Here is a 24473-nt window from a genome sequence, read left to right on the forward strand (position 1 = left end):
GGATTTTTATATGATTTTATCGGTTTAGCTGTTTGATTTTTTCCATTGCTCCCGTGCTTTGTAACCTAAAATATTGATTGCATCCTTGGAACTCGAGTAAATAGGATTGTATCCTAACTCCAGGTCTGTTAAATCGTCGACAGTAAGTTTGCCTTTAATGGCTGTAGCTAACACAGCCATTCGTTTATCAGCCCCTTTTTCTCCAATAACACTGCCTCCTAATAATCGCCCTGATTTCGGGTCATATACAATTTTCATCCAAAGCTTTTCTGAGCCGGGATAATAACCTGCATGGGAAAAGCCTTTTGAAGTAACAGATTTAAAAGGAATATTTAATTCTTTTAATGCCTGGCTGTTTTGGCCTGTAATAGCCACTGTTAAATCAAAGACCCGGAAAAGAGAGGAACCTAAAATACCATCACGCTGAATAGTTTCTCCATTTAAATGTGATGCAATGACAAATGCCTGCCGGTGTGCAGGCCAGGCTAAAGCAACATGTGCCGGTTTTTTGGTTATGAAATCAACCTCTTCCACGGCATCGCCCAATGCATAAATAGAAGGATCATTCGTCTGCATGACTTTATTTACTTTGATGGCGCCGGTTTCTCCTAATTCCAGTCCTGCATCCTTTGCAAGCTCCAAGTTTGGCGTGATACCGACAGCCATAAGTGTAATATCTGCCTGAATCGTTTTTCCGCTTTGAAGATGCAGGGTCGTGCCATGATTGGAATAGCTTTTTAATTTATCGTTTAGATAAAGCTCAACGCCATTTTCTATTAAATGTTCATCTACATGACTGGCCATATCAGGATCTAAGCGTTTCATTACATGCTCTGAATGGTCAATAAGGGAGCACTGCAGCCCCCGCTTATGCAGGTTCTCCACCATCTCCAGGCCTACAAAGCCCCCGCCGATAATCGCAGCTGTTTTTGGTTTTTTCTCTGAGATAAACGCTTCTATCTGATCCATGTCTTCAATAGTGCGCAATGTAAAAGTATTGGACTGAATACCTTGTAAATCTGGCATAACGGCCCGGGCTCCTGGAGAAAGAATTAATATATCATAATCCATCTCATAGGGTTTATTATTTTTTTTTAAAAAAATTGTTTTCTTCTCCCTTTCAATATGTGTAACCTCAGCATGGGTTTCAATAGAAATATTATATTTCTCTGCAAAATCATTCTCGGAATAAATAATGCGGTCTCTATCGGTAATATCTCTGCCTAAATAATAGGGCATGCCACAATTAGCAAAGGAAATGTACCCACAGCGGTCAAGAATATGAATTTCTGAATCAGGATCAGTTCTCCGTATTTGTGCAGCAACCGTAGCTCCTCCGCCAACACCACCGACAATTACAATTTTATTTACCATAATATAATAGCCCCTCTCGAAATAACTTCTCGAAATATCTTAGAATTAATTCATTAATATAATAGTTCCCCAAATTGCCTTAATCGAAAAGTGATTTATTTGTAAAAGTAAATATGAAACCTAAATGTCGTAATTAAAGTGCGTGTTCAAAAAGTACGGTGAAAAGGACCAAGAAGTTTAAGGCGATAAGCTTTCTCCAAGGAGCGTATACTTTATAATACGTGAGTAACGCTTTTGGTGGGGCGAGTAATCGCAAATGTTTTCGATGGGACGAGTAATCGCAGTCCCAGTCCCATTGAAAAAAGCTTATCAAGGCAGAAATTCGCCGTGTCATTTTTATTGGACTTTTTGAACATCCTCTTAAAAAAACTCTCCACCGAAGCAGAGAGTTTTTATTCTTATATTTTCAATATATCTCTAATTGAGTAAAGAAAAACAATAATAATCATCACTGGAGCAAGCCATCGTAATATTTGATACCACACTAGAAACATTCCGTTACCAAACTGATTTCCTGCATGAAATTCCTGCTCAACTAATGTACGATTCATTTTAAAACCTACAAATAACGCAATCAGTAAGCAGCCGCCAGGAAGCATAATGTTACTGACTAAGAAATCACTTGCATCAAATGCAGTTTTTCCGAAAATATGAAAATCAGCTAGAACATTAGATGATAAAGCAGCAGGTATACCAAAGATAAACACTGCCAGTCCGGCAACCCATGCGATTGTATTACGTGATGCCTTCACTTTTTCGTTTACGGAAGAAGTAATAATCTCCAGCATACTGAAAGAAGAAGTTAAAATGGCAAACAAAAATAAGAACAGAAATAAGCTCAGGAATAATTCTCCAAAAGGCATTTGTGAGAATGCTTCTGGAAGAACAATAAATAATAGCCCCGGGCCTTCCGCCGGTTCAAGTCCAAATGCAAACACGATTGGGAAAATCGCTAGGCCGGCAAGCAGAGATACCATAATGTTCATAACAGAAACAGAAACTGCTGACTTTGTTAAACTGACATCCTTAGCTAAATAAGAGCTGTAAGTAACCATAACAGATATCCCGACAGCAAGGGAGAAAAATGCCTGTCCCAGTGCGTATAAGATATTTTCGCCGTTTAGCTGAGAAAAGTCAGGCTGAAGGAAAAAACGTATACCTTCCATAGCACCTTCAAAGGTTAAAGCACGGGCGACAATAATAATGAAAAAGATAAATAATAAAGGCATCAGTACTTTATTATATTTTTCAATACCATTTTGAATTCCGTTAGAGATAACAAAGGAATTTATTAATACGAAAGCAGCAAGGCCTGCAACCGTAAGCGGCGGATTACCAGTAATCGTATCAAATAGCGCTGCATAATCTGTACCATTTGTAATAAGCATGCCGGGAACGGACATTAAACTGTAAATAAGCACCCATCCACCGACAACACTATAAAAGGACATTAAAATAAAAGCACCAATTACTCCCCAGTGTCCAATAAAAGAGAAGATGCTCTTTTTTGGTGCGAGCTTTTGATATGCACTGACTGCCTCCTTCTGAGCACCGCGCCCAATAACAAATTCGGCAATAAGCAGGGGAAGACCAATTAGTACGGTAAATAATATAAAGATAAAGAAAAATGCTCCTCCACCGTTTATCCCAGTCATATACGGGAATTTCCAAATAGCACCTAAACCGACTGCAGCACCGGCAGAGGATAAAATAAATCCAAGTCTTGTTGACCATTGTTCTGTCTTCTTTTCCATATTCGTAAAATCCTTCCTATTAAAATCAATGTTCAGTATAACATAAAACACAATTACATTCAGTGCGCTTTTATTCCTGCAGAAACAATATTGTTTCCATTTTCTGAATATTATTTGAAAATAGTTGTAAACATATTTGAGCTTCCATTATACTAGTATTAGAAAGAATAGAAATTAATAGTTGGAAAGCAGTGCCGGAAGTAGTAATTACTTAATGACAGGGAGGAATTAAAATGATAACGCTTACATCAGAGGAGAAAAACTTAAAAAACTTTATTAATGGGGGATGGATAGAGGTCTCTAATAAGGAAAAGGTTTATAATCCAGCCAATGGAGAAGTCCTTGCAGAAATTCCTAATTCTGATTCTGCAGCTATTGATATGGCTGCAGAATCCGCCCGCATCGCTCAAAAGGAGTGGGCACGTGTGCCTGCGCCTCAGCGTGCTGAACTGCTGTATAAAGTTGGAATAAAGATGAAAGAGCAGAAGGAAAGGCTCTCTCAACTATTAACATTAGAAAATGGAAAAGTGATTGAGGAAGCGCGTGGAGAAGTCCAGGAAGGGATTGATATGGCTTTTTATATGGCTGGAGAGGGCAGGCGTTTATTCGGGCAGACCACACCATCTGAATTAAAGGATAAATTTGCGATGAGCCAGAGGTGCCCGGTTGGCGTTGTGGGAATTATTACACCGTGGAATTTCCCGATTGCAATAGCAACATGGAAGTCATTTCCTGCTATTGTTTCCGGAAATGCAGTTATCTGGAAGCCTTCTTCAGAAACGCCGTTCATGGCAAAAGCATTAGCAAAAATATTTGAGGAAGCAGGATTGCCAAAAGGAGTTATTAATGTTGTATATGGATCAGGAGCGACAATCGGGCAGGCTATGATTAATCATGAAGCTATCCGTGTTATCTCTTTTACCGGCTCCAATGAGACAGGCAGGAAAGTCGCAACAGAGTGCGGAAGACAATTGAAAAAGGTATCTCTGGAAATGGGTGGTAAAAATGCAGTGATTGTTATGGAAGACGCTGATATAGATTTAGCAGTGGAAGGAATTTTATGGAGCGCTTTTGGAACGAGCGGACAGCGCTGTACAGCCTGCAGTCGTGTTATTGTTCATAAAGATGTCTGCAAAGAACTGGAAAACCGGCTGCTGAAGGCAATGAAAGATTTAACCATAGGGGATGGACTTAATCCAAATATTAAAGTCGGTCCAATTATTAATCAGGCCGGATTAGATAAGATTTTAAAATATATTGAGATCGGAAAAGAAGAAGGGGCAAATTTAGTTACAGGTGGTAAACAGCTGACAGTGGAAAATTATGAGAATGGCTTTTATTTTGAACCGACACTGTTTTCAGATGTCACCATAGATATGCGGATTGCACAGGAAGAAATTTTTGGTCCGGTAGTTTCACTTATCGAGGTGAATGATTTTGATGAGGCTATCGCTGCAAATAATAAAGTGAAATACGGCTTGTCCAGTTCTATTTTTACACAGGATGTTAATCGTGTTTTTAGAGCACAGCGCGATTTAGATACTGGAATTGTTTATGTAAATGCAGGAACAACAGGTGCAGAGATTCATTTACCCTTTGGAGGAACAAAGGGGACAGGAAATGGGCATCGTGATTCCGGTGTACAGGCACTGGATGTTTTTACAGAGTGGAAGGCAGTCTATGTCGATTATAGCGGGAAGTTGCAGCGTGCCCAAATCGATACAGATGCATAAACTGTAAGTGCCTTTAAAAGCAGTAAGTGAAAAGGAGGAATTAGCATGAAAATAGGTGTATTAGGAACCGGTCTCATGGGAAAAGAAGTGGCAAGAGATCTGGCAGGAAGTGATGGTATTAGTGATATTGGTCTAGCAGATATAGATTTACAGCGAGCTCAGGATATTTGTTATCAATTACAATCCCCATTAATGACGGCCTACCAGGTTAATGCGAAAAATGAAGATGAGCTTGCGGATTTTATGAGCCGTTTTGATGTTGTTGTGAATGCGCTATTTTATACCTTTAATGAAGTAGTTGCCAAAACAGGTATCAAAGTAGGAACTTCTGTTGTTGATTTAGGCGGACATATTGATCATATTACGGATAAAGTGCTAGATTTAGAAGGAGAGGCAAGAGCGGCAGGTGTAACAATTATTCCTGATTTAGGCGTTGCGCCAGGCATGATTAATATATTATCCGGTTATGGAGTCAGCAAATTAGAAAAAGCAGCCTCGATTCAATTGTTTGTTGGTGGAATCCCTGTTCATCCAGAGGATCCATTGAAATATAATCATGTATTTTCCATGGAAGGCGTACTGGACCACTATACTGATCCGTCAGAGATTATCCGGGAAAATAAATTAATTACTGTACCTTCTTTATCAGAAATTGAATCCATTGAATTTGATGATTTTGATGAACTGGAAGCATTCCATACGTCAGGTGGAACATCGACATTGACAAAGTCTTTCCCTTTTTTAGAGACATTGGAGTATAAAACCATCCGCTATCCCGGGCATGCTGAAAAATTTAAGCTTCTAGTAGATTTGAACCTGACCAGAAATAATTATGAAGTAGTCGTAGATGGCTTACAAATCAGCCCTCGGAAGGTTTTATTAAAGGTACTGGACCCAATTGTTGATTTAAAGGATAAAGAAGATGCCGTTTTATTACGTGCTATCATTACAGGCTATAATAAGCAAGTGAAAACACAATTCACATATGAAATGACAACATATAAAGATCAGCAAACAGGGGTAACTGCGATGGCACGTGCTACTGCCAATACAATTTCTGTTGCTGCCCAAATGATTGCTGATGGAACAATTACTAAAAAAGGTGTCTATCCACCGGAGAAAATTATCCCGGGTGAAGCTTATATCGGAGAAATGGCGAAAAGAGGAGTAATCATAAAAGAAAAAATATCTATGGAGAATCACTCAACTATTTCCTGATAAAGTGAAAGAAATCTTATAAGAAATCAAGACAAATAAGCTTCCTAATTGTTAATTTTAAAAAAAGGAAGAGGATTAATTTTTTTTTGCAACTTAAACTAAAATATGAAGCTGAATCACAAAAGAAATCAGATGAACTCATTGTCTGATTTCTTTTGAATAGAAACAGCTCTTTAAAGCATCTTTAAAAAGCCTTTTTAAATCAAATTTTTAAAAGGCTGGATAATCTGTGGGGTGCAGGAAAACCCCGCAGATTATATATGAAATTAATTAAAAACAAATACTGGTATACAACGTTATATATATTCTCTAGAGAAAATACAAGTTCTATTTTGCTGCTTTTTGCAATTTATGAATCATTTTTAGTGCACGGCCAGTTCCAATTGCTACAGATTCTAATGGACTTGGAGCCATATGAACAGGGACGCTGATCTCCTCAGCAAGCCACTCCTGCATACCGTTCAGTAGGGAACCTCCACCAGTAAGAACAATTCCATTATCAACAATGTCACCACTTAATTCAGGCGGGCATTCTTCCAGAGTTGCACGGATTGCTTCTAAGATTTGTTCTAAGGATTCTTTTAGAGATGCATAAATCTCTGTAGAAGTAACCTCAATCGTTTTTGGAAGCCCTGTAACCATATCACGGCCACGAATTTCCATTGTTACTTCTTTGTGGTTTGGATGTGCATAACCAATTTCCATTTTAATATTTTCGGCAGTACGTTCCCCGATTAAAATATTGTATTGCTTACGGATATGCTGGATAATTTCTTCATCCATTTTATCGCCGGCTGTACGCACAGAATTGCAGGATACAATTCCGCCAAAGGAAATAATACCAACTTCCGATGTTCCACCGCCGATATCCACAATAACATTTGCATAAGGTTCATCTACAGGCAGATCTGCTCCAATAGCTGCAGCAACAGGTTCTTCAATTAAATGAACTTGTTTCGCACCGTAGCTTGATACAGCATTATGAATTGCTCTTCTTTCCACACTTGTGCTGCCAGATGGGGTACATACAATAACATTCGGTTTACGCATAGACATACCCAGTGTTTTGCTTACTTTTTTTAGCAATTCTTTCAGTAATTGGGCAGTAACATCATAATCAGCGATAACACCATCTTTTAAAGGACGGATCGGGATGATGTTTTTTGGTGTCTTACCAACCATTTCTTTTGCCTCTGTCCCCACAGCCATCACCTGCTTAGTGTTCACATCGATTGCTACTACACATGGCTCGTTTAATACAATTCCTTTTGACTTTGAATACACCAAGATATTTGCAGTTCCTAAATCAATTCCAATTTCAGCGCTTGAAAACATATATAAAATCCTCCATATAAATACATTTTTTATTTTCGATTGTAGACAGAAAAGACAATATACGACACTTTTCCGTATTAAATAGTGTTCAAAATTTAATGAATTAGTTCTTGTTGTCAGCCTTTTGAACATATATTGTTATTCCATTTATACATTTCTTACACATTTCTATTTTATTTCAGTTTCTTAGAATACTATTCTATCAAATAATTGCTTTTTTGGGGGTGTTAAACTCCCTTTATTATATAGAAAGAACTAGTCTATAAAATAAAACATAAAAGAAATGAAATCAAGTAACATTTTCGTTACAATTTTGCTTATAATGTAACATTAGACCTGCTGTAGAAACTTGTCAATATTCGTTTTATAGAAATGATTTCCTATCTATTGTTTAATTTCCAACACAGGAGAAATATACCCAATTTAGAATAGTAGATTTGATAGGCTTTTACAAGTTTAAGAGCAAGAAAATAATCCCTTAGAAATGACTCTGGTAAACCTTGCCTTAATTATTTCAAATATTACAGGAAAACCCGTGTTATGATCATTTTGCACAAAACAAAACAACAAAACAAAGGAGTGTATGTGCATGTTTAAGAAAGTAGGCATTGCTACGGCGTTGTCAGCAACTGTATTATTCGGAGGAGCATTTGTTTCTAATGCTGAAGCATCTGCAAATAATGGAGCTTCTCCTCAAAATTCTATGCAGGTCTATTACTCAGCTAATGGACAGGGCTGGAACGAATTAAATAATGAGCAATTTGAACAAGGTAGCTTCGATTGCTTTAATCTAATAAATGGAGAAGCTGCTCCAAACGCTGAAGCTGAGGCAGAAGCACCAGCAGAAAACCAATCTTCTGAACAAGCAAATCAAGAAGAGACTGGTAATAAAGAAGAAGCTGAGAAAAATACAGAAGATCAGCAAGCAGATGGTGATGTTAGTCAATTTGAACAAGAAGTAGTTGACTTAACAAACCAGGAAAGAGAAAAACAAGGACTTGCTCCACTTGAATTAGATTCTGAGCTAAGCAAAGTAGCCCGCGCGAAATCTAAGGATATGCAAGCAAACAACTATTTTGATCACAATAGCCCAAACTATGGTTCTCCATTTGATATGATGCAAAGCTTCGGTATTGATTACAATACTGCTGGTGAAAACATTGCTCAAGGGCAACAGTCCCCAGAAGAAGTAGTAGATGCATGGATGAACAGTGAGGGACACCGCGAAAACATCATGAACGGTGATTTCACTCATATTGGAATTGGTTACGTAGAAGACGGTAACTACTGGACACAAATGTTTATCGGAAAATAAGCTGATAAACTTTATAGTTTAAATAAAAAACCTTCCCGTCTGGAATAACTATCTTTTAAAAAAGAGAGTACATCCAGACGGGAAGGTTTTTTTATTATGAATTTACTTTTTCGTTAATATGATTAACTTTTAAGATATTATTATTCATTAACTGCTCCAGATCCTCTAGGCTATAGCCGAGCTCTTCTAGAATTTCATTATTATGCTGGCCTAAAAGCGGGGCTGGTTTTTGAAGTCTGCCAGGAGTTTCGGAAAACTTGGCTGGAAAACCAAGTGTTTTCATAGAACCGCCTGCCGGGTGTTCATAATCTAAAATCATATCCCGGGCTTGAATCTGTTCATTACCGAGAGCCTGATCATATGATAAGATTGGACCAGATGGAATTCCATGCTTTTCTAATAAATTTAACCAATAATCAGAGGTATTGGTTGTTAATACTTTCTCAATCTCCGATTCTAATTCTTCTACGTTTTCTGCCCGAATACTATTTGTTAAGAAACGCTCCTCTTTGATCCATTCAGGTTTATGAAGAACGTGCTGACATAGATTTTCCCACAGCTTCTGATTTCCGGCACCAATCAGGATGAAGCCATCCTTTGTTTGGAATCCCTGATAAGGAGCTGAAACACGGTGTGCTGTACCATTACGGGTTGCAATTTCACCTTTTCCAAAAAAGGCAGCAGCCTCCCAGACAGTCCATGCTAACCCAGAATCGACGAGGGAAATATCGATATATTGTCCTTTTCCTCCTTTAAGCCGATGAATATAAGCTGCTAGAATGGACTGAATGGCTGTTTCTGCAGCAGCAATGTCATGGATAGCGATACCTACTTTTGCAGGTTTACCTTCTTTATCACCAGTCATATCAATTAAACCGGAAAGACCCTGTGCCATAATATCGAATCCGCCCTTATCACGATAAGGACCTGTTTGTCCATAGCCGGAGATAGAACAATAGATAATATCTGAATTAATTTCTTTTAATGTTCCATAATCAATACCGAGCTTTTTCGTAACGCCGGGGCGGTAATTTTCAACGAGAACATCTGCATCCTTAATCAGTTCATAGAAAACCTTTAATCCTGCTTCCGTTTTTAAATTTACACACATTCCCCGCTTATTGCGGTTTACCATCATGTACATATAGCTTTCTTCATTAATATAAGGTCCCATTGTCCGTGTATCATCACCCAGCGGGTATTTCTCCACCTTAATAACGTCTGCTCCCATGTCGCCTAATACCATAGTGCAATAAGGGCCAGCCAAAACCTGAGATAAATCTACGACTTTCATTCCTTTAAGAGCTTGTTCCAATATATTTCTCTCCTTTGTATATAAACCCCTTAATTAAGAAAAATCTGGTTTCCGTTTTTCTAAAAAAGCCTGAATGCCTTCTGTGTAATCATTTGAGCTGTAAGAGTCTAAGACAAGATTTGCGATATCTTCTGTTTCCTGATTTTCACCATCAATAATTGCCTGGATGACCTGTTTAATTCCTGCATTGGCAACAGGGGATTTTTGAAGCACGCGTTTTACAAATTTATTAACATCCTGCTCGATTTCATCAGGTTTACAGATAAAATCGACAAGGCCGATTTCTTTGCCTTTTTCTGCCGTAATTAATTCTGCTGTATAAAGTAATTTCTTCGCTTGTGATGGTCCAACCAGATTAAATAGACGTTTGGTGCTTGTTAGATTGTAAATAATTCCAATATTGGCTGCTGTAATGCCAAGCTTGCTTCCTTGCGTTGCAAAGCGAAAATCACATGAATTAGCCAGTTCGAGTCCTCCACCGATGGCAAGTGTTTGAATTAATGCTGCTGTCGGTCTGGGAAAGCGATAGAGCTTTTCAATAGCCCCAAGTGCAAAATCGTTATATGCTTTCGCTTTTTCAGCATGAAGGCGGACTTCCAGAAATTCAGAAATATCTGCGCCGGCAGAAAACGCAGTATCATCAACACCTCGAAGGATAAGGAACTTCACTGTTTGATCTTCTTTTAATTCATCTAATAAATCCTCAAGGTGACGGAACATCTCCAGAGAGAAGCAGTTCTTTTTTTCTGGCCGATTAATGACAATGGTTGCAATGGAGCCATTTCTTTCGATATAAAGATAATTAGACATACAAGATAAATCCCTTCGCAAATATTATTTTTGTCAGTATCCAGATATGTATTGATAGAGGTAATGTGAAACTTTATTTGGGGGGAAGTTATTTTTCATCCCCCGCTTAAAATGGGTATAACTTCTTTTTTCTTGAAGTAAGAGTCATACAGCTAGTTGTTAATAGATATTTTAATCCTCCCAGCCGGGGATAATGGAGCCTTCAAATTCTTCTTCAATAAATGCTTTTACTTTATCAGACTGATAAGCATTAACCAGTGTTTCTACGACTGGATCATCTTGATTCTCCGCACGGACCACAATGTAGTTTACATATGGAGAGTTTGTGGATTCCAATAAGATAGCATCATCTTTTGGACTGATTCCGGCCCCTAAAGCAAAGTTCGTATTAATCGCAGCAGCGTCTACTTCACTTAATTGGTTAGGAATCTGTGCAGCGTCTAATTCTACAAATTCCAGCTCGAGCGGATTATCAACAACATCATGAATAGATGCAGTTTCTTTGTTTTCTTCATCCAGTGTAATTAGGCCTGCTTCTTCTAAAATAAATAGAGATCTGCTTCCATTAGACGGATCATTAGGAAGCCCGAATGTTGCGCCTTGAGGGAGATCATCAATATTATCATATGTTTCTGAGTAAACCCCCATTGGATTTAAAATAGTTTCTCCGACTGGTACTAAATCTGTATCATGGTCTTCATTGAATTCATCTAAAAATGGTTTATGCTGATAGCTGTTTGCATCCAAATCACCTTCAGCTAACGTTGTATTTGGCAGTACATAATCAGAGAATACTTTTATTTCTATCTCAAGACCGTCTTCTACAGCTACCTCTGCAGCAGCTTCTAAAATTTGTTCCTGCGGCCCGGCAGTAACACCGACAACAAGCTTATCTTCACTGAGTGCTTCAGCATTTTCCGCGTTATTGCCGCAGGCAGCAAGTATTCCGGATAATAAAATAACAAATAATAATGCTAATTTCTTCATGTTTTTCCACCTCATATTCGTTTTTAAATAAAAAAAGAAAGCCTCTCTTACTTCGAATTAAAGAAAGAGAGGCTTGTCCAATGTACAAATTTCCTCTCTCATCTTCCAAAACGTATCGTTTTGCAGGATTTAGCACCTTTTTATGCATAAACATAAAAGGTTGCCGAGCTTCAACGGGCCAGTCCCTCAGCTACTCTTGATAAGAGATATATGGATTCAATTTTATTATTAAGTAATAACTTAATCTAAATTCTCATTTAAGTCAATACTTTTTTAATTATTATAATTTTATTTGTTTTTAAATAGTATTATTTCTTTTTAAGACACAAATAATTAATATTAAATATGTTAATGGGTAAATAATTGTTATATGGGGTATAGTTCAAATAAGGATATTCATGAATTTATCTGTACAATTATAATAGAAGCGGGGTGTCAATACATGGTACAAGGATATGTAAATTTAAATACTGAAAAAAATAAACAGTGGCTCCAGGAATATGTAGATAATTGGGTGACCTTTTTTAAGAAACAAACAGACACTGGGAAGGTTGCTGATTACATACCGAAATTAGAGGAAGCAGACCCTGATGCTTTAGGTATTACAATTATTGGTAAGGGAGGAATGCAGATCCGTTCAGGAGATTTAAATCACTCCTTCTCCATTCAAAGTATATCCAAGGTTTTAAGTTTTATTGTTGCATGTATTGATAGGGGAATAACTTATATCTTGCAGCGTGTAGATGTAGAGCCGACTGGAGAAGCATTTAATTCCATTATGCATTTGCAGATTAACAATCCGAAGCGCCCTTTTAATCCTTTGGTAAATTCAGGAGCGATTACAGTATCTTCTTTATTAAATGGAAATACATCAGATGAGAAGCTGGAGCCACTATTTAACTTAATGGAAAAAATAATTGGCTACAGACCTGAAATAGATGTAGATGTTTATGTCTCTGAACGAGATACATCGATGCGTAATCGAGCTATCGGTTATTATTTGCTGGAAGAGGGATATTTGGAATCGGATTTAGGGGTAACATTGGAAACTTATTTTAAACAATGCTCTATTAATATTACAACCGATGACTTGGCCCGTATTGGCCTGGTTCTTTCAAACGATGGGATTCATCCTGATACAGAAGAAATAATTATTCCTAAGAACGTAGCTCGAATTGCCAAATCTCTGATGTTAACATGTGGTATGTATGATGCTTCCGGGAAATTTGCCTCCTATGTCGGAATTCCAGCAAAAAGTGGTGTTTCTGGCGGTATTTTAGCAGTTGTACCGCCAAGGGTCCGTAATAATGATTTGCCATTTTTAGATGGCTGCGGTATTGGTGTGTTTGGGCCGGCGTTGGATAAGCAGGGAAATAGTGTTGCAGGAATTAAATTGCTCCGTCATATTGCAAACAGCTGGGATATGAGCGTATTTTAAAGGCTGTATCTTTTCGACAAAAATGGAAGCAGGATAACAACTTTCTACAATTAACTCTTTGCTTATCGGTCTAAGTTGCTTATAATAGAGTTACAGCAAAACACCCTAAACTTATTGTATACCGTTTAGGGTGTTAATTGGGAAGAGCTTATTTTTTAAGCCGACGCGAGATGAATGGGGTGAAAAACGATTGGTACGTGTATTATTTGTTTGTTTAGGTAATATTTGCCGTTCCCCTATGGCAGAAGCGATATTCAGGGATCTTGTAAAGAAAGAGCAGCTGGTAGATAGCGTGCAGGTTGATTCTTGCGGGACAGGAGATTGGCATCTCGGACAATCACCCCACCCGGGAACAAAGGAAATACTTGACCAGCAGGGCATTTCCTATGATGGAATGGAATCAAGACTGCTTACAGCAGATGATTTTAATCAATTTGATTACCTGGTTGCAATGGATCAGAATAATTATAATACGCTTATCGGGTCTAACCACCATGAGGGAACAGCGATTGTGAAATTAATGGAGTTTGTGGAGGACATAGAAGAAGATGATATTCCTGATCCATATTACACAGGAGATTTCGGACAGACGTATCGGTTAGTTTCAGATGGCTGTTACGGATTACTTCAATTTTTAAAAGAAAAGCATCATTTAAATTAAAGGAGAGATAATAATGGGAAAACGTAAAATTATTTTAGGTGTCGTTGCAGGAGCAGTTATTGGAGGAGCAGCATCATTATTTGATAAAGAAGCACGCAGTTATGCATGCGGAAAAGTAAAAGATATGAAAGCTGCATCATCTTATTATATCAGCAATCCTTCCGAAGCAATTCAAGGCCTGCAAAAAACAGTCGATAAGGTGAATCATGTTTTTGAAAGTGGATCTTCTAATGCTATGAACGCTTTAGAGCAAGTGGAGCAAACATTAGATAAAGTTACGAATAAATATTCAGGTAAAGCAATAGATTAATACAGGATGTTCAAAAGTAAGGGGTGATGGAAGGATAAGAATGTAAAAAAATAAAATGTTACCTTTATTTCGTATTGAGATAAAGATTTTAACATCTCCCTTCTCCTTTTTTGAACAAGCTGTTTTAAAGAGGAAGCTCACCAAGCAAGAAGGGCAGGTGGATCGGCATTCGAAACCTTCAGGGTATAGGCAAGGATTTTTGGAGACGTTATGGAGAAGTCGAGGTGTTTGGACTGGCAGCTCAGCTTTCTTATTTCTTTATATTGTCTTTATTTCCTTTTTTAATTTTCTTACTTAATCTAATTCCATACCTGCCGATTGATATGGGTTTGATTTTGGAAACAATTGGAGACTTCGCACCTGAGCAAGTGATGGGGCTTATTACAACAAATTTGCAATCATTAACTGTTCAAAACGGCGGTCTGCTTTCCATCAGTATTATTGGAACCTTATGGGCAGCGTCCAATGGTGTCAATGCAATTACCAGAGCATTTAACCACGCTTACGGGATTAAGACAGACCGCTCGTTTATAGTTTCACGGCTTGTAGCAATGATGCTTACAATAGGGATGGTTTTAATTATAATTTTAGCTTTATTGCTGCCGGTTTTTGGAAAAATGATTGGTACTTATCTTTTTTCCTGGATTGGTTTTACAGAATCTTTTTTAGCGGTATGGGGAACCTTGCGATGGGTAGTCTCATCTCTTATCTTCTTTATCGTGTTACTATTTTTGTATAAGCTTGCGCCTAATCGGCGACTAAAATTTTCACAGGTGGTCTGGGGTACAGCATTTGCAACACTTGCCTGGCAGCTGGTATCCTGGGGATTTTCCTTTTATGTGCATAACTTAGGGAATTTTTCTGCCACTTATGGCAGTTTAGGTACTATTATTATTTTGTTAATCTGGTTCTATTTATTTGGAATTATTATTATTATCGGCGGCATTTTAAATGCAACGATTCTAAATCAGAAAAGAGCTTAGAAAGGAAACGGCCAGATAATTAGCCGTTTCCTTTTTTATAGGGAGAAATTAATCAACAAATGTGCATTTGTTAAATTGTATTACTATAAGATTTAGGATTTATTATACAGAATTATAAAATGTTTTCATATAAGACTTTCTTTGTTATACTATTTCTGTATAAAAAGTATAATACAGGGAGGTTTTGTGGTGAGGAAGAACTTATTTGTTTTTAGTTTTATGCTTCTTACAGTATTTTTACTGGCTGCTTGTAGTGAAGGGGATAACGACAACGAAGATAATGCCGAAGCAGAGGATAAGCATTGGGAAGAAATTCAGGAAAAAGGCGAAATTGTGGCTGGGACTTCTGGAACCCTGATCGGTGCATCCTATTACGATGAGAATGATGAGTTAACGGGATATACGGTGGAGATTATGAAAGAGATTGGGGAACGTTTAGGCTTAGAGGTTAAATTTGAAATTTTGGGTGCGGATGATTTAGCTACAGCGATTAATAGCGGCAGAATTGATGTTGGAGCTAATGATGCAACTATAACAGAAAAAAATCAAGAGAAATTTGGATTTTCTGACCCGTATAAATACTCGTATATAGTGGCAGCAGTAAGAGAATCGGATAATTCAGGAATAGAAACACTTGAAGATTTAGAAGGGAAAAAAGCCGGCGGGGCAGCAACAACCATTTACAGTCAAATCGCAGAGCATTTTGGGGCGGAGGTTGTAACGTATGGAAATGCTCCAAATGAAGCTTACCTAAGTGATATAAGTACAGGAAGAACAGATTTGGTATTAAATGATTATTACCTGACTAAATTTGGAGTAGCAGCATTTCCTGACTTTGATTTACATCTGCATCCTACACTGAAATTTAATCCGACAGAGCAGGCGATTATGATGCCAAAGGATGCAAGCAAACTTCAGGAAGAAATTAATAGTGCTTTAAACGATATGCGTGAAGATGGGACATTAAGCGAATTGGGAAAAAATTCTATGAAGAAGATGCTTCAGAGGAACCGGATATAGAAGTTGAAATTGTAGAAGGTCTGGACTTTTAGAGGCTTCTAATGAACATATCAAATGTGAATTTTGGTGGATTCTTTGATGTCCAATTAGCTTGGGAGAGCTTGCCATTTGTATTGGGAGGACTCCCCATAACCTTGCTTATTTCCATTGGAAGTATGCTTATTGGACTTATTTTAGGGCTGCTGTTAGCTTTGGCGAGAAGCTCTAAATATGGCTTAGTGAGATGGCCGGCACGGCTGTATATATCGTTTATGCGGGGAACACCGATTATCGTATTTTTATATATTCTATATCTGGGCTTGCCTTCAGCGGGAATTCAGCTTGTAGCTGTTCATGCTGCAATTATTGGACTGGGGTTGAATAGTGCCGCCTATATTGCTGAAATTGACAGATCCGCATTAAGTAGTGTGGAGAAGGGACAATGGGAATCGTCACGGGCGTTGAATATGCCTTATTGGCTGACTTTGCGTAAAATTATTTTGCCACAAGCCACCCGGATTGCAATCCCTCCATTAACAAATGTCTTTATGGATATTGTGAAGGCAACTTCTTTAACAGCAGTAATTACAGTGCCGGAGCTGTTTCAAAAAGCGCAAATTGTTGCAGGAAGAGAATTTGATGCAATGACCATGTATATTTTAGTGGCGCTTATTTATTGGCCGGTGTGTATTTTAATTGGCATGTTGCAGGAGCGTTTAGAGAAAAGGTATAGTGCATTTATAAAATAAATATAGGAATGAAAGAGATACTCTTTAAGGCTAAAAGGGTATCTCTTTTTATTTGCCAAAAAGTCTCAAAGTACCGGATGTATAGTTTTCTTCCTTTCAGAAAAAATAAAACAAAAAGAAAGGAAGGTACGGAAATGAAAAAATGCAATCGTGTTTATTTTTTTATGCTGCTCTTATGTTTAGCATGGCTGTGGATGCCAATGAACAGTTTTGCTGAAGAAATAAAAGAGAAAAAAGAATCTGATATACCTAGTCATGTATTAGATGTATCCAAAGAAAACACATTTCCAAATTCAACTGAAGACCAGGAAATTATTGAGGCGAGTGATTTAACAAAGGAGTTAATCGAGGGTGTCGATATACCAATTGAAAATCCGGAGCTGATCAAGATTTTAAATGAAAGCAATATTAAACCTTCTCCAATTGCAATTGGCTACCGCGGTATGGTTTATCTGGGAAGATGGCCGATAAATTATCAATCCAGTGAATCAAATGTCAACTGGGAATATCAATTGATTAATAAAAATGAAATGAATAATATCGGTGGTGACCAGGCACAAGAAATGAGTTATTACCAACAGGAGCAAAAAGAAGTAAAAGGTGCTTTAACCAGTAAAATAAGTAATCCAGAACAGGTAAAAACAATGATGTTATTAAAGGCAAGCGAAAAAACAAAGCTGCCTCTCTCTTATCAAACCGTTATTGGGCATAATACAAAATTGGCAAATTCATATAACATCCCGGTTCAGAAGCATGGAATACTTGATGCCTATGCTCCTGCAGTTAATGAAAAGGGCCAGGTAACATTTGGAGAAGTCTATATTGAATTAAAAGGCTCCAATAAAACCATTCAAATTAAAAATGTAACAAAACAAGGAATTGGTGCCTGGATACCAGTACAGGATTATTTGTCCTTTTCATTCAAAGTCAAATAATAGCTCAAATTGTGATGGTCTGTCTTAAATCTTCTCGATTTTCGTTTGGGGCTGACATCAGTTATTTCTAAATAAAAGGAACAGATGGAACTGAGATTGGGAGTAGGACTGCGATTACCCACTCCATCTAATCCATTTATAAAACTCTAAGATATCTTATTCTAATAACAAAGGATTGTCTGAAGGCAGTCCTTTTTATCAATTTCTGGAAAAAACTTTCTGCCTCTATGCATGAGGGGAGTGTGGGAGTATTTCAAATGAGTATAAAAATTCCTTGCAATTTTATCTTTGTTGCTTTATCATGATAAAGTGTTAAAGAAATTGATGGTTATTTATTGGAGGAAGAAAAATGGAATGGGTTGTTCTTTTAGCAGTCCTATTAATGACTGTTTTATGTTTATTAAAGGTAAATGTTATTTTATCTATTTTAATTTCAACGATTGCTGCCGGATTAATGAGCGGTTTAGGATTTACGGATTCTGTTAAATTAATGGTGGCTGGGATGGGGGACTCTGCAAATACAGCACTCAGTTATATTTTATTAGGTGCTTTTGCAGTTGCCATCAACTACACAGGTATTACTAAAATATTAGTCAATTTTATTATTCGTATATTGACAGGGAAGAAAACAATAATGCTATTTGCGTTAGCTGGTGTTGCGTGTTTATCACAAAATTTAGTGCCGGTGCATATCGCTTTTATTCCTATTTTAATTCCTCCCTTATTAAAATTATTTGATCAAATGCGGATGGATCGCCGGGCAGTAGCAGTAGCGCTGACATTTGGTTTGAAAGCACCCTATATTATGATTCCAGTAGGATTCGGTCTGGTTTTCCAAGACTTAATTTTAAAAGGGGTAAATTCAAACGGTGCAGAAATTACTTTGCATGAAGTAACATTATCTATGCTGATACCTGGCGCCGGGATGATTGTTGGGTTGTTAATTGGAATCTTATTTACTTATAGAAAAGATAAAGATCCTAAAGATACAGTAAAAGAAAATAAAATTAAACCAGAGGATTTAGTAGAAGAAGTAACATTCAATAAACAGCATTTAATGACGATTATTGCAATTATATTAGCTCTTATTGTTCAAATTATTACGCAAGATTTGATTTTGGGAGCATTAACTGGAATTATAGCTATGTTCGTTCTGGTAGCATTACCATTTAAAGTCTTGGACCGGGTGATGACAGAGGGTATCTCCATGATGGCTACCATCTCTTTTATTATCCTGGTAGCTGCAGGATTTGCAAATGTTCTGCAGAAAACCGGAGCAATAGGAGAATTAGTGGAAGTATCGATTTCTATGCTGGGAGATAATAAACCGCTGACTGCGTTTGTATTATTATTACTTGGATTGATTATTACGATTGGTATCGGAACTTCCTTTGGAACCATTCCAATTATTGCAGCATTATTTGTTCCAATTTGCCTTGCAGCCGGTTTCTCACCGCTTGCAACAGCATCTTTAATTGGAACAGCCGGAGCATTAGGCGACGCAGGCTCTCCAGCTTCAGACAGTACGCTGGGGCCAACCTCGGGGCTTAATGCAGATGGAAAGCATGATCATATCTGGGGTACCTGTGTACCGACATTTATACACTATAATATTCCTTTATTTATTTTCGGCTGGATTGCTGCAATGGTATTATAAAAAAAGCGTATAAAAGTAGAAGCAAAAGGAAAAGGTAAGAGAAAAACTGGGTGGGATTTGAATGAAACAACTAATCGCTTTCCTGTTATCACTTGCCTTTTTCTTTTGTGCTTTCACATGGAACACAGCTTTTGCGTATGGATGGGGCTACCAGAAAAATAATAATCATACGCCTCCGGAGATAGGGTCATATCAGGAAGTATTGGATAAATATAATGCGTTCTATCTGGATGACAGCGGGGAGAAAAACCTTTATCTCACCTTTGACAATGGCTACGAGCAGGGCTTTACCTCTGACATATTAGATGTATTAAAAAAAGAAGAAGTTCCAGCAACTTTTTTTGTAACAGGACATTATGTAGAAAGTGAGCCTGATTTAGTCAAAAGGATGGTGGAGGAAGGGCATATTATTGGAAATCACTCCTACCATCATCCAGACTTTACAATTATGAATAAGGAAGCCATTGAAAAAGAACTGACAGATTTAGAACAGGCAGTTGCCGAGATAAGTGATCAAGATGAATTAATATTTGTCAGACCTCCACGGGGGACATTCAGTTCAGATACATTGAAATGGTCAACAGAAATCGGACTTGTTCATGTGTTTTGGTCACTGGCTTTTAAGGATTGGGAAACAAACGCACAAAAAGGTGCAGATTATGCCTATGACGAGATTATGAAACAGATTCATCCCGGAGCAATTATTTTACTGCATGCTGTCTCCAGTGATAATGCAGCTGCCCTGGAAAAAGTAATTCAGGATTTAAAAGAAGAAGGGTATCAATTTAAAAACTTAGATGATTTATGGATGCGTAATCAATTGCCAAAGCAGTTTCCTTATTAAAGTAAACTGTCCTTTTATAGAAGAAAACGTAGTTATTCAGAAGAGTATATTCTGATAAAACGTTACGCTTCTAAAAGGACAGTTTTTTTGATATACTGCAAAAACAAATTCTCCTTATGAAAAAAGAAAGTCATTCTTTTCATAAGAAATTTGTATTTTTGAACCTCTTTGATCAGAAATCTGATAAACAGATAACTTGCTAAATCTCTTATGTAATAAGGCGTTGGCCTATATTCAATCTATCATAAATACAAAAGGTCAAAAAAAAATAAAAAAATTTGACTAAAACACTTGAAAGTCAAAGAAGGTCAGAGTATAATGTAATTATAGTCAAAGATAGTCAAAGTCAAAATAACGAATAAATAAGCTATCTGACTAATTTAAAGGAGGAATGAGAAATGAAATGTCAAAACTGTGGACAAAATGAGGCAACGATTAATGCACAAATGCAAATGAATGGACAACGTATGGAAGTGCATCTTTGCCATGAGTGTTTACAAGAAATACAAGGAAATATGATGAACAGTGACTTTTTCTCTAATTCTCCATTTGGCAATATGGATCAATCATTTGCCAACAACTTTTTCCAAGGTAATCAACAAAGTGGTGCAAGTGCACGCACTAGAACGAAACAAAAATCAAACAATGGAAATGGCTTAATTGATCAGTTAGCAAAAAATATTACTGATCAAGCGCGAGCAGGGAAGATTGATCCTGTCATTGGTAGAGATAAAGAAATTAAACGAGTTATTGAAACATTGAATAGAAGAAATAAAAACAACCCCGTATTAATCGGTGAACCAGGTGTTGGTAAAACCGCAATTGCAGAAGGACTGGCAGTAAATATTGTCGAAGGTAATGTACCTGCTAAATTAATGAACAAAGAAATTTATCTGCTGGATGTAGCTTCTTTAGTTGCAAACACTGGTATCCGAGGTCAATTTGAAGAGCGGATGAATAAACTGATTGCTGAATTACAGGAGCGTAATGATGTAATTGTATTTATTGATGAAATTCACCTTCTTGTCGGCGCGGGGACAGCAGAAAGCTCACAAATGGATGCGGGCAACATCTTGAAACCGGCTCTTGCACGTGGTGATTTGCAGGTAATTGGTGCAACAACATTAAAAGAATATCGTCAAATTGAAAAAGACGCAGCGTTAGAACGACGCTTACAACCTATTATCGTGAAGGAACCATCATTAGAAGATGCAGTAAAAATCTTGAAGGGAATTAAAGACCGTTATGAAAAATTCCATGAAGTACGTTATTCTGATGAAGTAGTCGAAGCATTTGTCGGTTTATCCAACCGCTATATTCAGGACCGCTTCTTACCAGATAAAGCAATTGACTTGATGGATGAGGTTGGTTCCAGATTGAATCTGGCAAACGCACAAAAAGATTCTGATTCATTACAGCAACGCTTAGATGAAGTTGTGAAACAAAAGCAGGAAGCAGCAGAAAAAGAGGACTATGAGCGCGCTGCAAATCTCCGTTATCAGGAAATTCAATTACAAAAGCAATTGGATAAAGTAGAAGACGGAGAAAAAACAATGGATGTGGATATTTCTGATATTCAATTGATTGTAGAAGAAAAAACGGGTATACCAGTAACTAAAATGCAAAAAGATGAAAAAGAAAAAATGAAAAATCTGGCTGATGATCTTCGTGCCAAAGTAATCGGACAGGAAGAAGCTGTAGCAAAAGTTGCTAAATCAATTCGCCGAAGCCGTGCCGGATTAAAAGCAAAAGAACGTCCAATCGGTTCATTCTTATTTGTCGGCCCTACTGGTGTCGGAAAAACAGAATTAACAAAGGTACTGGCAGAAGAATTGTTCGGCACAAGAGATGCCTTGGTCCGTCTGGATATGAGTGAGTATATGGAAAAACACACGGTGTCTAAAATTATCGGTTCACCACCAGGATATGTAGGACATGAGGAAGCTGGACAGCTGACTGAACGCATCCGCAGAAGCCCATACTCTATTCTATTACTGGATGAAATTGAAAAAGCACATCCAGATGTGCAGAATATGTTCTTACAAATTATGGAGGACGGTCATTTAACAGATTCTCATGGCAGAAGAGTAAGCTTTAAGGATACAGTCATTATTATGACAAGTAATGCCGGAACTGGTGAAAAACAAGTGAATGTCGGCTTTAACAGCAAAACACATGAATCAGTTTCCACATTAGAAAATCTAAGTAACTATTTCAAACCAGAGTTTCTGAACCGTTTCGATGCTATTGTAAACTTTAATGAATTAAAAGAAGAAGATCTATTACAAATTGTTGACCTTATGCTGCATGATTTAGAAGCAACTATGAAGGAAAACCAAATCAGCATCACTATCTCTGACGAAGCTAAGCAGCGTCTTGTTAAATTAGGATACGATCCACGCTTTGGTGCACGTCCATTACGCCGTGTTATCCAGGATAAAGTAGAAGATCAATTAACTGATTTAATTCTCGAAGGGGAAGATGTAAAAGCAGTTCATGTGGATGTAAATGAAGAAGAAATTGTTGTTTCAAATGCATCTTAATAAAAAGTTAGAATAATTGCGTAAGGCATATTAAATAAAGGGATATACAAGGATCAGCTGACCCAATTAGTGGGTTAGCTGGTCTTTTTTTGTTAACAGGAAAGTTATAATAAAACTATGGTTTTAAAGGAACTGCGACTTAGCTCCCCCAAGTGTTCTTGTTCTGTATAAAGTGGCGGCTACGGATTTTTAGAGTATCTTCCGTAAATTAACAATAACAATAATTTTAAAAACGAAGGTTTTCTGAGTCGATATATGGTATAAAAAAATTAGATGTAATTTTTGTACAGGAATTATGATAAGGAGTTTTGAAAACCGATGCTTCATTCTGTATAGAATTTGTATAGAAAATTGTCGATTAAAGCTCTCATTATTATCATGTATGATATGTTTATATACTTTGTTTCTCAATGAAATTACAAACCTATTTTTAGGAGGCTATAAATTGAATATTTGTATCATCGATGATGAGCATTTAGCTTTAGAATACTTGGATTTTCTTTTTAATAAAATAGAAGGAGTACAGGTTACAGGCAAATATAACAGCCCTGGGGATCTAATAGATCATGTTCAAAGGGAAAGCATAGATGCTGTATTTATGGATATACATATGCCTGAGATAAAAGGGATTGATTTAGCGGAAAAACTATTAAACATACAGCCTTCCTTACAGATTGTTTTTGTAACTGCCTATAATGAATATGCAGTCAAAGCTTTTGAATTAAATGCATTGGATTATATTTTAAAGCCGGTTCAAAAAGTACGGTTAGAGATAACGATACAGAGGATAAAAGAAAGTAATTATATAAAATTAAATACAGCATTGGAATCAGATTCAGATAAAGCAAATTATAGAATTAAGAATTTAGGAGCTCTTCGCTTTTATAAGGAAAATAATCCAATCGAAGTGAAATGGAGGACATCCAAAGCGAAGGAGCTGTTTGCTTATTTTGTACAGAATCATGAAAATACAATTCGAAAAGGTGAATTAACAGATTTAATGTGGAGTAATCTTCCTTGGGAGAAGGCTCATTCACAGTTGTACTCCACTGTTTACCAAATTAGAAAGGTAACACAGCAAATTGGAATGCCGATTAAAATATCCAGTCAGGACGAATTCTATCATATAACTATAGAAGGTGTAGAAATTCAATCAGTTAAGTGGAAGCGTGCAGCATTGGATGTATTGAGAAATAACAATGTATCTGCAGCTGCATATTTTAAACTGTTAGAAGCATACCAGGGGAATTATTTGGAGGAAATTGAAGCAGCATGGGTTCTTAAAGAAAGACACAGTCTGAGAAAAATATGGCTGGGATTAATAGAAAATCTGGTTAAACATATCATTTATTACGAGAATCCTTCATCATATAATGCTTCCAAATTAAGTGCGCTTGTCAGCTCTGATGAGGAGGCTGTAATGTTATTGAATAAAAAATTACAACATTAGCAAAAGATTTTATCTCCAAGGACACCTCTATGTCGGCTGTGACATAGAGGTTGAAAATTGTAT

The 24473-nt window shown here is 37.1% G+C and carries 20 protein-coding genes and 1 riboswitch; of the genes, 14 read left to right on the forward strand and 6 right to left on the reverse strand.

The window, feature by feature from the left end; translation table 11 throughout:
* Positions 1–24 precede the first annotated feature (24 nt).
* Together OSO01_RS20595 and OSO01_RS20600 are read right to left on the reverse strand one after the other, a co-directional pair.
* The gene (locus OSO01_RS20595) at positions 25–1374 is read right to left on the reverse strand and encodes a CoA-disulfide reductase (RefSeq protein WP_147212354.1); all 1350 of its coding nucleotides are present in this window, start codon (positions 1372–1374) and stop codon (positions 25–27) included.
* Positions 1375–1772: 398 nt separating this feature from the next.
* Positions 1773–3128 carry a sodium-dependent transporter gene (locus tag OSO01_RS20600; RefSeq protein ID WP_147212355.1) on the reverse strand — a complete coding sequence of 452 codons (1356 nt, stop codon included), beginning with the start codon at positions 3126–3128 and terminating at the stop codon, positions 1773–1775.
* Positions 3129–3361: 233 nt separating this feature from the next.
* On the opposite strand from OSO01_RS20600, the gene OSO01_RS20605 reads away from it, so the two are divergent.
* Entirely contained in the window at positions 3362–4861 is a 1500-nt protein-coding gene (locus OSO01_RS20605; RefSeq protein WP_147212356.1) for an aldehyde dehydrogenase family protein, read from the forward strand.
* 45 nt (positions 4862–4906) lie between these two features.
* Positions 4907–6079, forward strand: a complete 1173-nt coding sequence (locus OSO01_RS20610) for a saccharopine dehydrogenase family protein (RefSeq protein WP_147212357.1) — start codon at positions 4907–4909, stop codon at positions 6077–6079.
* A gap of 327 nt (positions 6080–6406) precedes the next feature.
* Here OSO01_RS20610 and mreBH read toward each other — a convergent pair whose 3' ends face one another.
* A complete protein-coding gene (gene mreBH, locus OSO01_RS20615; protein ID WP_147212358.1) occupies positions 6407–7414 on the reverse strand; it encodes a rod-share determining protein MreBH in 1008 nt (335 codons plus the stop codon).
* Between the two features lie 589 nt (positions 7415–8003).
* Here mreBH and OSO01_RS20620 point away from each other — a divergent pair.
* Positions 8004–8729 (forward strand): CAP domain-containing protein, encoded by a 726-nt coding sequence (locus tag OSO01_RS20620; protein ID WP_147212359.1) that lies wholly within the window; start codon positions 8004–8006, stop codon positions 8727–8729.
* A 94-nt stretch (positions 8730–8823) separates the two neighbouring features.
* On the opposite strand, the gene OSO01_RS20625 is transcribed toward OSO01_RS20620, so the two are convergent.
* From OSO01_RS20625 to OSO01_RS20635, 3 genes are all read right to left on the reverse strand, one after another.
* A complete protein-coding gene (locus OSO01_RS20625) occupies positions 8824–10044 on the reverse strand; it encodes a CaiB/BaiF CoA transferase family protein (protein ID WP_147212360.1) in 1221 nt (406 codons plus the stop codon).
* A gap of 33 nt (positions 10045–10077) precedes the next feature.
* Positions 10078–10854, reverse strand: a complete 777-nt coding sequence (locus OSO01_RS20630) for an enoyl-CoA hydratase/isomerase family protein (RefSeq protein WP_147212361.1) — start codon at positions 10852–10854, stop codon at positions 10078–10080.
* Between the two features lie 171 nt (positions 10855–11025).
* Complete coding sequence (locus OSO01_RS20635; protein WP_186813725.1) at positions 11026–11841, reverse strand: MetQ/NlpA family ABC transporter substrate-binding protein; 816 nt, start codon at positions 11839–11841, stop codon at positions 11026–11028.
* 95 nt (positions 11842–11936) lie between these two features.
* Positions 11937–12047, reverse strand: a riboswitch (SAM riboswitch).
* Positions 12048–12283: 236 nt separating this feature from the next.
* Between OSO01_RS20635 and OSO01_RS20640 the strand changes: the two genes are divergently transcribed.
* The 11 genes from OSO01_RS20640 to OSO01_RS20690 all read left to right on the forward strand — a co-directional run bounded on the left by OSO01_RS20640 (position 12284) and on the right by OSO01_RS20690 (position 24410).
* Positions 12284–13279 carry a glutaminase gene (locus OSO01_RS20640; RefSeq protein ID WP_147212363.1) on the forward strand — a complete coding sequence of 332 codons (996 nt, stop codon included), beginning with the start codon at positions 12284–12286 and terminating at the stop codon, positions 13277–13279.
* Positions 13280–13469: 190 nt separating this feature from the next.
* The gene (locus tag OSO01_RS20645; RefSeq protein ID WP_147212364.1) at positions 13470–13940 is read left to right on the forward strand and encodes a low molecular weight protein-tyrosine-phosphatase; all 471 of its coding nucleotides are present in this window, start codon (positions 13470–13472) and stop codon (positions 13938–13940) included.
* 13 nt (positions 13941–13953) lie between these two features.
* Positions 13954–14250, forward strand: a complete 297-nt coding sequence (locus OSO01_RS20650) for a YtxH domain-containing protein (protein WP_147212365.1) — start codon at positions 13954–13956, stop codon at positions 14248–14250.
* A gap of 167 nt (positions 14251–14417) precedes the next feature.
* The gene (locus OSO01_RS20655) at positions 14418–15233 is read left to right on the forward strand and encodes a YhjD/YihY/BrkB family envelope integrity protein (protein ID WP_147212366.1); all 816 of its coding nucleotides are present in this window, start codon (positions 14418–14420) and stop codon (positions 15231–15233) included.
* 189 nt (positions 15234–15422) lie between these two features.
* Entirely contained in the window at positions 15423–16253 is an 831-nt protein-coding gene (locus OSO01_RS20660; protein ID WP_307725861.1) for a transporter substrate-binding domain-containing protein, read from the forward strand.
* A gap of 41 nt (positions 16254–16294) precedes the next feature.
* Positions 16295–16981: an amino acid ABC transporter permease gene (locus OSO01_RS20665; protein WP_147212367.1), complete on the forward strand. Its 687-nt coding sequence runs from the start codon at positions 16295–16297 to the stop codon at positions 16979–16981.
* A 194-nt stretch (positions 16982–17175) separates the two neighbouring features.
* Positions 17176–17916 carry a YfkD famly protein gene (locus tag OSO01_RS20670; protein WP_246145265.1) on the forward strand — a complete coding sequence of 247 codons (741 nt, stop codon included), beginning with the start codon at positions 17176–17178 and terminating at the stop codon, positions 17914–17916.
* Between the two features lie 349 nt (positions 17917–18265).
* Positions 18266–19573 (forward strand): Na+/H+ antiporter family protein, encoded by a 1308-nt coding sequence (locus OSO01_RS20675; RefSeq protein WP_147212369.1) that lies wholly within the window; start codon positions 18266–18268, stop codon positions 19571–19573.
* 61 nt (positions 19574–19634) lie between these two features.
* Positions 19635–20417, forward strand: a complete 783-nt coding sequence (gene pdaA, locus OSO01_RS20680; RefSeq protein WP_147212370.1) for a delta-lactam-biosynthetic de-N-acetylase — start codon at positions 19635–19637, stop codon at positions 20415–20417.
* A gap of 398 nt (positions 20418–20815) precedes the next feature.
* Entirely contained in the window at positions 20816–22960 is a 2145-nt protein-coding gene (locus OSO01_RS20685) for an ATP-dependent Clp protease ATP-binding subunit (RefSeq protein WP_147212371.1), read from the forward strand.
* Between the two features lie 445 nt (positions 22961–23405).
* The gene (locus OSO01_RS20690; RefSeq protein WP_186813726.1) at positions 23406–24410 is read left to right on the forward strand and encodes a LytR/AlgR family response regulator transcription factor; all 1005 of its coding nucleotides are present in this window, start codon (positions 23406–23408) and stop codon (positions 24408–24410) included.
* Positions 24411–24473 lie beyond the last annotated feature (63 nt).

It is taken from the genome of Oceanobacillus sojae (assembly GCF_007991515.1).
Classification (GTDB): Bacteria; Bacillota; Bacilli; order Bacillales; family Amphibacillaceae; genus Oceanobacillus; species Oceanobacillus sojae.